Annotated in this window: 9 protein-coding genes; 1 reads left to right on the top strand and 8 read right to left on the bottom strand. The window is 71.2% G+C overall.

Features of this window, described 5'->3' with window-relative positions; all coding sequences use genetic code 11:
* Positions 1-10: 10 nt before the first annotated feature.
* The 7 genes from OHA11_RS45900 to OHA11_RS45870 all read right to left on the bottom strand — a co-directional run bounded on the left by OHA11_RS45900 (position 11) and on the right by OHA11_RS45870 (position 8129).
* A complete protein-coding gene (locus tag OHA11_RS45900) occupies positions 11-1228 on the bottom strand; it encodes a cytochrome P450 (RefSeq protein WP_266508349.1) in 1218 nt (405 codons plus the stop codon).
* A gap of 74 nt (positions 1229-1302) precedes the next feature.
* Complete coding sequence (locus tag OHA11_RS45895) at positions 1303-1887, bottom strand: TetR/AcrR family transcriptional regulator (RefSeq protein ID WP_266508347.1); 585 nt, start codon at positions 1885-1887, stop codon at positions 1303-1305.
* Positions 1888-1938: 51 nt separating this feature from the next.
* Positions 1939-2700, bottom strand: a complete 762-nt coding sequence (locus OHA11_RS45890; protein WP_266508345.1) for a thioesterase II family protein — start codon at positions 2698-2700, stop codon at positions 1939-1941.
* Positions 2701-2822: 122 nt separating this feature from the next.
* Positions 2823-3467 (bottom strand): response regulator transcription factor, encoded by a 645-nt coding sequence (locus OHA11_RS45885; protein WP_266508343.1) that lies wholly within the window; start codon positions 3465-3467, stop codon positions 2823-2825.
* A complete protein-coding gene (locus tag OHA11_RS45880; RefSeq protein WP_266508341.1) occupies positions 3431-4729 on the bottom strand; it encodes a sensor domain-containing protein in 1299 nt (432 codons plus the stop codon). Before OHA11_RS45880 ends, OHA11_RS45885 begins: the two co-directional genes overlap by 37 nt.
* An 86-nt stretch (positions 4730-4815) precedes the next feature.
* Positions 4816-7329, bottom strand: coding sequence for an FtsX-like permease family protein (locus tag OHA11_RS45875; protein WP_266508339.1), 2514 nt, complete (start codon positions 7327-7329; stop codon positions 4816-4818).
* Entirely contained in the window at positions 7329-8129 is an 801-nt protein-coding gene (locus OHA11_RS45870) for an ABC transporter ATP-binding protein (protein ID WP_266508337.1), read from the bottom strand. Before OHA11_RS45870 ends, OHA11_RS45875 begins: the two co-directional genes overlap by 1 nt.
* A gap of 485 nt (positions 8130-8614) precedes the next feature.
* Here OHA11_RS45870 and OHA11_RS45865 point away from each other — a divergent pair, with 485 nt between their 5' ends.
* A complete protein-coding gene (locus OHA11_RS45865; RefSeq protein WP_266508335.1) occupies positions 8615-8863 on the top strand; it encodes a hypothetical protein in 249 nt (82 codons plus the stop codon).
* A 72-nt stretch (positions 8864-8935) separates the two neighbouring features.
* Here the strand turns inward: OHA11_RS45865 and OHA11_RS45860 are convergent, their stop codons facing one another.
* Entirely contained in the window at positions 8936-12832 is a 3897-nt protein-coding gene (locus OHA11_RS45860) for a beta-ketoacyl synthase N-terminal-like domain-containing protein (RefSeq protein WP_266508333.1), read from the bottom strand.
* Between the last annotated feature and the right edge of the window lie 11 nt (positions 12833-12843).

Genomic DNA, 12843 nt, shown 5'->3' with positions numbered 1-12843 from the left:
GCGGGTGCCGTCACTCCGAGAGCGGGGTGAAGGCGACGTCCAGGCGGGTGAGTCCGCGGAAGTTGAGGCTGCGCTGCCACTGCGGTGGCTCGGCCGCGTCGAGCCGCAGGCCGGGGAGCCGGGTGAGGAGCGCTTCCAGGACGATCGCGCCTTCCAGCCGGGCCAGCGCCGCACCGAGGCAGAAGTGCGGACCGTGCCCGAACGCCATGTGCCGTCCGCCCGACCGCTCGAAGTCCAGCACATGGGGATCGGGGAACACGGCCGGATCGCGGTTGGCGGCGCCGCACACCAGGAGCACCGTCTGCCCTTCGGCGATGGTGCGCCCCGCCAGGTCCAGGTCCTGCCGCGCCCGGCGCAGCATCAGCTGCACCGGGGCGTCGTAGCGCAGGAGTTCCTCCACCGCGGCGGGCATCAGTTCGGGCCGGCGGCGCAGTTCGTCGGCCGCTTCGGGGTGGCGGAGCAGGGCGAGTGTGGCGTTGCCGATGAAGTGGGTGGTGGTCTCGTGGCCGGCGATCAGGAGCAGGGCGCAGTTGGCGAGGAGTTCGTCGAGATCCTGGTCGGTGTTCTCCGCCTGGGTGGTCACCAGTGCGCGCAGGGAGTGGGGGGCCGGAGGGGTGTCGTGGCGGGTGAGGTGTTCGCGGAGGTAGGCGAGGAGGTCCGCCATGCTCTGCGAGGCTTCCCGGTTGCGGTCGGCGTCGAGTCGGGAGTTGCCGATGGCTTCGGCGACCGGCTCGGACCAGGCGGCGACGGCGGGACGGTCCTGCTCGGGTACGTCGAGGAGGTCGCAGATGATGGTGAGAGGCAGGGGGCGGGCGAGGTCCGCGACGATGTCCATGCGCCCGGTGGGCGCGGCGTCGGTGATGATCCGGTCGACGGCTTCGGAGATCCGGGCGCTGAGTGTCGCCACGGCCCGGGGGGCGAAGGCCTTGCTGATCAGGGCCCGCAGCCGAGGGTGTTCGGGGGCGTCGCTGTAGAGCATCTGCCGGCTCAGGACCCGGGCCAGCGGCCGCAGTTCCTCGGGGACGGCTTCGATGTCGGGGTAACGCACCGAGGACAGGCCGGGGTTGCCCGCGGCGCTGCTGACCACCGCGTGCCCGGTCGCGACCCAGGCGTCCAGGGTGCGGTCCCAGTAGAGGTCGTCGCCGCTCCGCAGCTCTTCGTAGAAGTCGTAGAGACGCTCTTGCACTTGGGGCCGAAAGGCCCGCAGCAGCGTCGAGGGGGTGCGCATCGGCCCATACTCTCAGCCCCGGTTCGGCGGAAATCCTCCTCCCCCACCTGCGGGGAACGGCTCGATCGCCAAGGTCACTGCCGCGCGGTGCCCGCGATCACCTGCCGCAGGCCCTCGGCGAGTTCGTCCGCGCCGGTCGCGCTCTGCGGGTCGCAGGTCCACTGTGCGATGAGCCCCATCATCAGGGCCAGATAGAACGTGCCGAGGGTGTCCACGGTCTCGTCGTCGACGTCCTCCGCCAGGCCGCCCATGAACAGCGGGATGATGCCGCGCCCGGCCTCGCGCTGGGCCCGCGCCAGGTGGGCGCGTACCTCGGGCACCTGGTCGCCCATGACCACGATCTCCATGCTCAGGCGCCACCGCGAACCGGGCTCCCGCATGGTCTCGATGATGCTCGACCAGCCGTCCTCGAACCGTGTCAGGGAGCCCGGCTCGGTGCCGGTCGTGGCCTGCTCGCCCGCGTCGAAGTCGTCGCAGAGCCCCTCGACGATGGAGATGTACGCCTCCGCCAGCAGCGCGTCCTTCGAGCCGTAGTGGTAGCCGATCGACGCCAGGTTCGTGCCCGACTCCTTGACGATGTCGCGTGCCGTGGTGCGCACGAAGCCCTTCTCCAGCAGGCAGCGCCTGGCACCCTCCAGCAGATCCTCACGGTGTCCCATGCGTGTCAGCCCAACTCCGCGATGTCCAACTGTTCTGGATGTCCAGCTGTTCTAGACGTCCGTCTTCGCGGGCACGCGGCTGGAGAGCAGCCGCACGATTTCGGGCTGGTGGGAGGTCAGGTAGAAGTGCCCGCCCTTGAACACCCGGAACTCGAAGGTGTTTTCCGTGTGCTCGGACCAGGCCCGCGCCTCGTCGAGGTCGACCTTGGGGTCGTCGTCGCCGACGAGGCTCACCAAGGGGCAGTTGAGCTTCGGGCCGGGCTCGTACTCGTACGTCTCGGCGGCCCGGTAGTCGGCGCGGATCGCCGGCAGGGCCATGCGGATCAGCTCCACGTCGTCCAGGATCGCGGAGTCCGTTCCGCTCAGGCGCCGTACCTCCCTGATGATTCCCTCGTCGTCCTCCCGGTAGACCGCCTCCGCGCGCTTGCGGGAGGGCGCCCGGCGTGCGGAGGCGAAGAGACCGAGCAGCACGACACCGTGGTCACGTTCCAGTCGGCGTGCCACCTCGAATCCGAGCGTGGCGCCCATGCTGTGCCCGAAGAACAGGAGGGGACGGTCCGTCCACGGCAGGAGGGCCGCGGTGACCAGGTCCGCGAGATCGGGGATGTTGGAGACGCACGGTTCCGCCCGGCGGTCCTGGCGGCCCGGGTACTGGAGGGCCAGGACGTCCACGGCCTCCGGCATCGCCGTCGCCACGGGGAAGTAGAAGCTGGCGGAGCCGCCGGCGTGCGGCAGGCACACCAGCCTCGCCCCGGCGTCGGGGCGCGGGCGGTAGCGGCGTATCCACAGATTGTCCTCGGCGGGCGTAGCCATGGCGTGGGCGTCCTTTTCCGGTGGAGAACCTGGCCCCTTCGCAAGGCCGATGACGTACAGAGTCTTCCCGTCCGGGGGCCGTGCCGCAAACCCCTACCGCCCCTAATCGGTCGGTCCGGCCGTCAGGCGTTGAGGTAGGCGAGGACGGCCAGCACGCGACGGTTGCTGTCGCTGGAGGGCGGGAGCATGAGTTTCACGAAGATGTTGGAGATGTGCTTGGCGGCGGCGCCCTCGGTGACACACAGCCGCTGGGCGATGGCCGTGTTGGAGCAGCCCTCGGCCATCAGCTCCAGGACGGTGCGCTCGCGGGCGGTGAGCGTGGCCAGCGGTTCGTCACGGGAGTGGCTGGTCATGAGCTGGGCGACGACCGCGGGGTCCATGGCCGTGCCGCCGGCGGCGACGCGGCGTACGGCGCCGATGAACTGGTCGTCGTCGAAGACGCTGTCCTTGAGCAGGTAGCCGATGCCGCCGGTGCCGTCGGCCAGCAGCTCGCGGGCGTACATCTGCTCGACGTGCTGGGAGAGTACGAGGATCGGCAGGCCCGGTCGTTCGCGGCGGGCCTTGAGCGCGGCCCGCAGTCCCTCGTTGGTGAACGTCGGAGGCAGGCGCACGTCGACGACGGCGATGTCGGGCTGGTGCTCGCTGATCGCGTCCGCCAGATCGTCGCCGTTGTCGACGGCGGCGGCCACCTCGAAGTCGTACTCCTCCAGAAGTTGGATGAGCCCCTGCCTCAGGAGGAAGAGGTCTTCTGCGAGGACAACGCGCACGGTATCTCCAACTTGGTCACGGTCGGGCCGCCGGAGGGACTGTCGATCTCCAACGTCCCGTCAAAGGTTGCCAGTCGACGCCGGATCCCTTCCAGTCCGGTCCCGGCCGACATATCGGCCCCGCCTCGGCCGTCGTCGATGACGTGGGCGTACAGCACCCCGTGCTCGTACCGGGCGGTGACCTCGACGTTCTCGGCGTCGGCGTGCTTGAGCGCGTTGGTCAGCAGCTCCGACACGGAGAAGTAGGTGGCGGACTCGACGGGCGCGGGGAGCTGCGCGGGCAGGTCCACCGAGACCGAGACGGGCAGGGGGCTGGCGAGGCCGAGGGCTTGGAGGGCGTCGGCGAGGCCGCGCTCGGCGAGAACGGGCGGGTGGATGCCGCGTACCAGGTCGCGCAGTTCGCGCAGGGCCAGCACTGACGAGGAGCGGGCCTCGTGCAGCAGCTTGCGGGCCGCTTCCGGGTCCCGGGCCAACTGCCGGTCCACGGCGCCGAGTTTGAGCCCCAGGCTGACGAGGCGGGCCTGCGCCCCGTCGTGCAGGTCGCGTTCGATGCGGCGCAGTTCGGCGGCCTGGGTGTCCAGGGCGCCGGAGCGGGTCTCGGCCAGGTGCCGCACCCGGCCCGCGAGGCGGGTGCGCTCGGTGGGGCCGAGCAGGAAGCGGCAGAAGTACGCGTAGCCCTTGAGGATCAGCGGGCTGACGAACAGCCAGGCGACCAGCAGACCGAGGGCCACCGCACCGGCCGCGAGGGCGGACGGCCAGCTGTCGACGGTGATGAGCGCGTACATGCGGCCCGTGCCGTCCTGTGCCAGGGGCCGCCACAGTCCGCAGGCCAGGAACAGGCCCTCGCCCGCGTAGTAGAGCACCGCGCCCGGCAGGAACCCAGTGAAGCCGACGACGGTGTTGAGCAGCAGCCACAGCAGATCGCGCCAGGTGGCGGGGTCGGTGAGGATCCATTTGCAGCGGCGCATCCAGCCGACGATGTCCCGCTCGACGTCCTGCGGTTCGGGCTGGTACGGCGCCTCGATGGGGACTCCGGAGCGGGCGGCCGTGTCGCGGGTGAGGCCGCACAGCCGGCGGATCGCCCGGGTCAGGTAGGGCAGGGTGACGAAGCCGATGCCGAGGAGGCAGAGGATCACGAAGTACGTGGTCACCAGGAACAGTCCCAGTGACGCCATGGTTCCGGCGGCGATCAGCAGACCCACCGCGGTGTCGGATGCCGCGCGGCGGGTCAGTGCGCGCCATGGGACCGGCACGGTTGTCATGCCGACATGCTCCCATCGCGGGCGGCGTACGAGGAAAGGGCGGCCCCTGCCCGGGGGTGGCAGGGGCCGCCCGGTCCGGATTCGGCTCACGCGGCCTTCACTGTGTCCACGGCGGGCTGGCGCATGCCGCGCCACGAGGGGTACAGGGTGGCGCCGAAGATCAGCAGCAGGGATCCGCCGACGATGCCGAGGTAGATGCCGATCGAGCCCGCGGGCAGGATCGAGTCGTTCTTGACGAGGCTGTAGGGAACGATGGTCGTCGCGGAGGCCGCGGTGCCGAGCACGGTGGCGATGACGGCGATCAGGGCGCCCTCGACACCGAGCATGCCGAGCACCTGCGCGCGGGTGGCACCGGTCAGCCGCTGGAGACCGAACTCCGCTCGCCGCTTGCGGGTCACCGCCACCAGGGTGTTGACGACGGTGATGGCCGCGTAGCCCACGATCATGGCGACGATCGTGTAGTTGGCGGAGACCAGGATCTGCTGGATCTGGTTGTTCCTGCCGCTCAGCGAGGAGCTGTCGTCCAGTTCGGCGCCGGGCACGGCGGCGGCGAGATCGGCGAGCCGGGCCTGGAGCCCGTCCGCACCCGCGTCGGAGCGGACCAGGATCTGGTGCGGCAGACCATCGGTGGTGTGCGGGGCGAGGCTCGCCGAGGGCAGCACCATGTACTGCTGCTTGGGGTTGTCCTCGAAGAGCGCGACGACGGTGGGCTTCGTACCGGAGCCGTCGCCGAGGTGCATGGGCAGCGGGTCGCCGACCTTCACGCCGAACTCTTCGGCCTTTTTCGCGGACAGGGCCACGCTGTTGCCCTTGAGGCCGGCCAGGTCGCCGGTGACGGTCTTGAGGGCGAGGGTCTGCCGGACGCCGTCGGCCGACACTCCGCGCAGGTCCATGTCGACGCGGCCGTCGGGGCCGTCCACGAAGCCGCGGGTGGTGACGAGTTCGGAGGCGGCGGCCACGCCGGACGTCGTGCGGACCTGGTCGACGACGTTCGGCGCGAAGCCGCCGGTGGTGGAGTCGAGCACGTAGTCGGCGAGGATGTTGTCGGCGTAGGAGCGGGCCGAGACGTCGTCCTCGGTGGACTGCATGTAGAGCGTGCCGGTGGCGATGCCGATGAGCAGGACGATCGGCGCGATGGCGCCCGCCATGCGGACGTTCGAGGTGGTGGCGTTGCGCAGGGCGAGATAGCCGGACAGTCCGGACAGCGCGCGGACCGGGAGGCGCAGCAGCGCCACCATGACCTTGGTGATGCCGGGTGCGATCAGCGCGAGACCGATGCAGAACAGTACGGAGGCCGGGCCCGCGGTGCTGGCCAGGGTCGGGCCGTCCTCCATGACCGTGGCGGTGGCGACCGCCAGGCCGACGCCGTTGGCGATGAAGAAGAGAGCGAGCAGCAGCCTCGGGACGCTGAACCAGCGGTTGCCCGCGACGGACTCGGCGAGTGCGGCGACCGGTTCGGTGCGCGCGGCGCGCCGGCCGGCGAAGCGGGTGGCGAGGGCCGCGGCGAGGACCGTGGTGACCGCGCCGACGGCCATCGGAACCCAGCCCGCCCGGTAGGCGATCGCGGACGACACCACACCGCTGTCGGTGAGGACGCCGTACAGCAGATTGCCGACCGCGTAGCCGGGGGCGAGGGCCAGGACGACGGACAGCACCGACAGCACGGCGGTCTCGCACAGGATCATCCGGCGCAGTTGGTCGGAGGTGGCGCCGACCGCGCGGAGCAACGCCATTTCCTGCGAGCGCTGTTGGAGGGACAGGCCGAGGGTGGAGGCGACGCCGAACATCACGATCAGCACGACCGAGCTGCCGAAGATGGCCGCCAGGATGACGATGGTCCGCTGGCTGGAGAGGGTGCCGGGCAGTTCGGCGAGGCCGCGCCGGTCGCCGGTGAGCACCTCCGCCCGGTCGCCCACCTGGGACTTCACCGCGGCGGTGAGGGAGGCGATGTCGGTGCCGGGGTCGGCCAGTACTCCGATGGAGTCGATCCTGCCGCCCGCGCCGGCCAGGCGGCGCGCCTCGGCGTCGGTGAAGAACACGGCCGCGTCGGGATTGCTGCCGCCGCGCTGGGCGGCGATGCCGCTGACGCGGAACTTCTCGGTGGTGCCCCGGACGGCGAGTTCGACGCCGGCGCCGGGTCGGGCGTTCAGGTTCTCGGCGAGCCGGGAGTCGAGGACGACCTCGCCGCCGGCGGCGGGGGAGTCACCGGCGGCGAGGGTATAGGGGGTGAGTTCGGCCCCGGACCAGCCGTGGCCGTAGGACTCGGACTCGCCGGTGACCGGCTTGCCGTCCTTGAGGACCGCGGCGGGGAACGAGACGTCCCCGATGGCCTTGCGCACGCCGTCGGCGGAGGCGACCTTCTCGACCAGGCCGTTGTCGATGCGGTTGCGCTCGGTCAGCGCGGCGGAGTCGTAGGTCTGCTCACCGGTGACGACGACCGCGGTGCGGTCGAACCGCTGCGGGTCGGCGACCATGCGGACGCCTGTCTCCATCAGACCGCCGCAGCCGATGACGATGGCGGCGCCGAGGAACATGGCGAGGAAGGTGGCGATGAAGCTGGTCCTGCGGAACTTCAGGGTGCGGAATGCCAGGGCCCACATCAGTACTGTCCTCCCGCCACGGTGGAGGCCGCCTGGTAGTTGTCGTCGTCCCAGGCGCCGAGCCGGGTCATGCGGGCGGCGACGGCCTCGGCGGTCGGCCGGTGCAGCTCGCCGACGAACGTGCCGTCGGCGAGGAACACGACGCGGTCCGCGTAGGAGGCGGCCACCGGGTCGTGCGTGACCATCACCAGTGTCTGTCCGGCGGCGTTCACGGATTCGCGCAGCAGCGCGAGGACGGCCCCGGCGGTCCGGGTGTCGAGGGCGCCGGTGGGCTCGTCGGCGAAGATCACGGCGGGGCGGGTGACCAGGGCGCGGGCGATGGCCACACGCTGCTGCTGGCCTCCCGAGAGCTGGCTCGGCAGGTGGCCGAGCCGGTCGGACAGGCCGACGCGCTGCACGACGTTCTTGACCAGGGCCTTGTCGGCGCGCTTCCCGGCGAGTTGCAGCGGCAGCATGATGTTCTGCATCACGGTCAGCGCGGGCAGCAGGTTGAACGACTGGAAGATGAAGCCGACCCGGTCGCGGCGCAGCCTCGTCAGCTGTACGTCGTCCAGGCCGGCGAGGTCGGCGCCGCCGACGGTGACCGTGCCGGAGGTGGGCTGGACCAGTCCCGCGGCGCAGTGCAGGAAGGTGCTCTTGCCCGAACCGGACGGACCCATCACGGCGGTGAAGGTGCCGGAGGCGAAACTCATGGTGAAGTCCCTGAGCGCGGCCACCTCGTTGTCACCCCGGCCGTAGATCTTCGAGACGGTGTCCAGCCTTACGGCCTGCTCGTGTCGGGTGTTGTCTGATGTGTGCACTCGGGCTCCCCGGAGAGGTTTCGCGCTGGGCGCGGTGTCGGATTCAACGGTAGAAGTGGGTCGTGCTGCGGCACATTGGCCCTAAGCGGTGGATCCGGGGTAGAGGTTTCTCTACCCCGCCGCCGCCGACTGCTGTCAAGGGGGAGAAAGCTTCCCTTCACTCGAACGGCTACCACCACCCCAAAAAGTGCTGCCAGATCCATTTCCGCCTGCGACCGTGGCGGGTAGCGTCGGATCGTCACGCAAATGTCGAGGGAGATCGGAATACATGTGGCCAGGACACGGTGCCCGCACGGCCGAAAAGATTCTCCGGGCACAGCGCGGATTCCAGCACGGACCGCTCGTGAGGCACGAAAGTGAGGCCGCAGAGAACGCGCCGGTCGCCTCATCACGGTGTTCTCTGGCGTATGAGGGGTTATCCGGCGTTCCGTCCTGCTTGCGGGGGAGAATCCGCAGGCAGGGCGCTTGCGGAGGATCGTGTGGGCATGCGGCATGAGCTGAATGTGGTCCCGCGGGTCCTGCCGGACGGGTTCCTGGAGCTTTTCTCGCCACATACCGGGAAGAGTCACCGATGCGGCCCGAAGGGCACGATGATGTGGCTCGCGCTGCAACAACAGGACTGGGATCCTGAGCTTGCCTCGCTGGAAATAGCCAGGCAATTGAATGCGGATCCGGCCAGTGTTCGCTGTGATGTCGACGCATGGTTGGCGCATTTTCGCGATGCCGTTCAATAAATTGACCGTGAGGCGTGGCCGTCGAAATACGGCCACGCCTCACGGGGCAATTCCCCTCATCGTGTTCCGGGGTCACGCCGACCCGTCACTTGTCAACCATTCCTCCACCGTCTCGGCCGTGCTGACCGCGGAGTCCTCCAGGATGGTGAAGTGGGTGCCGGGCACCTCGCGCAGTGCGTGGTCCCCGGCCCAGGTGGCGCGCCAGTCCTCGGTGCCCGATCCGGCGGCGAAGGACTCGTCGGGCCGTACGAAGAGGACCGGCGCGGAGAGCGCGCCCGGCAGGCAGTCGACGATGAGGTCGCTGTAGCGGCTCATCGCGGCGAGCCGGGCGGTGCTGAACCCGCCCAGGGACGACTCCCGGTCAAGCATTCCGTCGAACATCTGGCGCCACAGCTCGTCCTTGCCGTCGTCGCCGGGCAGGTAGGTGTCGAGCAGGACGACACCGGCGGCCGGTCGGCCGGCCTTCTCCAGGACCTCGGCCGCGGCGTGCGCGAACTGGCCGCCGGAGGAGTAGCCGACGAGGACGAACGGCCGGCCGTCGGCCGTCGCCGTGCGGATGCCCTCGACGACCACCTCGACGACGGCGTCCACCGAGCGGGGCAGCGCCTCGCCCGGGACGAACCCGGGAACGGCGGGTACGAGGACCTCGCGGCGCCCCCGGAAGTGGGTGGCGAACCGCGCGTACTGGTGGGCGCCTCCCAGCGCCATCGGTGAGGGCAGGCAGATCAGCCGGGGCGAGCCGTCGCCGGTGGACAGGCGCACCGGAGCGGGGACTTCCCCCAGCTCGGCGACCGTGGAGAAGCCGGGCAGGATCTCGGCCACCGTCTTCAGCAGGTCGAAGCCCTTCGCCATCTGTCCCTCGGCCGCCGCGCGGCGCAGCAGTCCGCCGATCGACTCCGTCCCCGAGGGGTCCTCTCCCCCGCGGTCCTGGCCGCCGTGGGCCAGTTGCTCGCGCAGGTGGGCCGCGAGCGCGACGGGAGTGCCGTGGTCGAAGACGGCGCCTGCGGGAACGGTCGTACCGAGGGCGGTTCCCAGGGCGCCGCGCAGTTCGGCCGCGGACACCGAGTCCATGCCGACCTCCAGGAAGACGGCGTCGGCCTCGACTGCTTCCGGGCCGTCATGGCCGAGGACCGCGGCGGCCTGGGCCCGCACCACGTCCGTCAGCAGGGCCTCCTGTTCGGCCGGGGAGGCCGCGGCCAGCCGGTCCCGCAGCGGCTCCGCCGTGCCGTCGGCCGGTTCGGCGGATACCGGGGCGGCCAACGGGCCTACGGTGAGGGCGACTTCGGCATTGAGCCAGTACCGCTGGTGCTGGAACGCGTACGTGGGCAGTTCGGTGGAGGCCGTCCCCGGGAACACCGCGGACCAGTCGGGCGACAGGCCGTCGGTGTACAGCCGGGCGAGGCCGGACAGCAGCACGGCGGACTCGGCGCCGTTCCGTCGGCCGAGCGCGGTGAACGTCGCGGTGTCCGGGTCGGCGCATTCGCGGGCCATGCCGGTCAGTACGGCGTCGGGGCCGAGTTCCACGAAGCGGGTGACGCCGGCGCCGGTCAGCGCGGCGACGGCGTCGGCGAACCGTACGGTCTCGCGGACGTGCCGCACCCAGTACCCGGGATCGCGCACGTCGTCTCCGGCGGGGCGGCCGGTGAGGGCGGACACCAGTGCGATACGCGGCTCGTGGAAGGACAGGCTCTCGGCGACGGCCCGGAAGTCGTCGAGCATGCCGTCCATCAGGGGTGAGTGGAAGGCGTGCGAGACGGTCAGGCGCTTGGTCTTCGCGAAGCCCTCGGCGGCGGCGAGCACCACGTCCCGCTCGCCGGAGAGCACCACGGACGTCGGGCCGTTGACGGCGGCCAGGCCGACCCGGTCGTCGAGCAGCGGGCGGACCTCGTCCTCGCTCGCCTGCACGGCGACCATCGCGCCGCCCTCGGGCAGCGCCTGCATGAGCCGGCCCCGGGCGGCGACCAGGGTGCAGGCGTCCTCCAGTGTGAGGACGCCCGCGACGTGGGCGGCGGCCAGCTCACCGACGGAGTGCCCGGCGAGGTGGTCGGGGTGAACTCCCCAGGACTCCAGCAGCCGGAACAGGGCCACTTCGAAGGCGAACAGGCCGGTCTGCGCGTACAGCGTCCGGTGCACCACGTCGGGGTCGTCCCCGGCCAGTACTCCGGCCAGGTCCAGGCCGAGTTCGGAGTCGATCTCGTCGAAGGCGTCGGCGAACACCGGGTGGTGCGCGCGCAGTTCGAGGCCCATGCCGAGCCGCTGCGCGCCCTGCCCGGTGAACAGGAAGGCCGTACGAGCACCGGTGCGGGCCCGGCCGGTGACCGCGGCGGGCGATCCGTCACCGGCGGCGAGGGCGCTGAGCCCGGCGAGCAGTTGCTCCCGGTCCCCGCCGGTGACGGCGGCCCGGTGGTCGAAGGCGGGCCGCCGGGTGGCCAGCGCCCGGGCGACGGCGGCGGGTTGGAGGTCCGGCCGGCTCTCGACGAAGGTCCGCAGCCGCTCGGCCTGCGCGGGCAGGGCCTGCCCTGAGCGTGCGGACAGCGGCCAGAGCAGCACCGGGGCCGCGGACTCCCCCGCGGTGCTTCCGGTGTCCTCCGTGTTGTCCGGCACGTCAGCGGCGACAGGGGCGGCCTGCTCGACGATGACGTGCGCGTTGGTTCCGCTGATGCCGAACGAGGAGATCCCGGCGCGGCGGGGGTGGTCCCGCTCCGACCACGGCCGCGCCTCGGTGAGCAGCCGCACGCCCCCTGTCGTCCAGTCGACCTGGTCGGACGGCTCGGCGGCGTGCAGGGTCGGCGGCAGCGCTTCGTGCCGCATCGCCATGACCATCTTGATGACGCCCGCGACACCGGCGGCGGCCTGGGTGTGGCCGATGTTGGACTTGACCGAGCCCAGCCACAACGGCGCGTCCTCGGGCCGCTGTCGGCCGTAGGTCGCCAGCAGCGCCTGTGCCTCGATCGGGTCGCCCAGCGTGGTGCCGGTGCCGTGCGCCTCGACGACGTCCACGTCGGTGGCCGACAGCCGGGCGGCGGCCAGGGCCTGTTCGATGACGCGCTGCTGGGACGGGCCGTTGGGCGCGGTCAGGCCGTTGGACGCGCCGTCCTGGTTCACGGCCGAGCCGCGGACGACGGCGAGCACCTCGTGCCCGTTGCGCCGTGCGTCCGACAGCCGCTCCAGGACGAGTACGCCCAGACCCTCGGCGAATCCGGTGCCGTTGGCGTCCTTGGCGAAGGACCGGCACCGGCCGTCCGGGGACAGGGCGCCCTGGCGGCTGAACTCCACATAGGTCCCGGGGGACGCCATCACCGTCACTCCCCCGGCCAGGGCGAGCGTCGACTCGCCCTGGCGCAGGGACTGTACGGCCAGGTGCAGGGTGACCAGGGACGAGGAGCACGCGGTGTCGACCGTGAGTGTCGGGCCCTCCAGGCCGAGGGTGTAGGCGACGCGGCCGGAGACGATGCTGCCGGAGCCGAAGCTGCCGAAGTAGTCGTGGTACATCAGCCCCGCGAACACTCCGGTGCGGCTCCCCCGCAGGGTCGCCGGGTCGATGCCGGCGCTCTCCAGCGCCTCCCAGGAGCCCTCCAGCAGCAGTCGCTGCTGGGGGTCCATCAGCAGGGCCTCGCGCGGACTGATGCCGAAGAATCCGGCGTCGAAGTCGCCCGCGTCGTGCAGGAATCCGCCCTCGCGGGTGTAGGACCGGCCTTCCAGGCCCGGCTCAGGGTCGTAGAGGTCCGGGTCCCAGCCTCGGTCTGCGGGGAACTCGGTGATGCCGTCCCCGCCGCGCGCGACCAGGTCCCACAGCTCCTGCGGGGAGCGGACGCCGCCCGGGTACCGGCATGACATGCCGACGATCGCGATCGGTTCCCGTGTTGCCGCCGTCAGGGCGCGGTTGCGCTCCCGCAACCGGTCGATCTCCTTGAGCGAGGCGCGGAGCGCCTCGACCATCCGGGTGTCCTGATTCTCGGGCTCGGGCATGTTCCCCCTCC

It is taken from the genome of Streptomyces sp. NBC_00878, from assembly GCF_026341515.1.
GTDB lineage: Bacteria > Actinomycetota > Actinomycetes > Streptomycetales > Streptomycetaceae > Streptomyces.
This window is presented reverse-complemented; position numbering and strand designations above follow the sequence as displayed.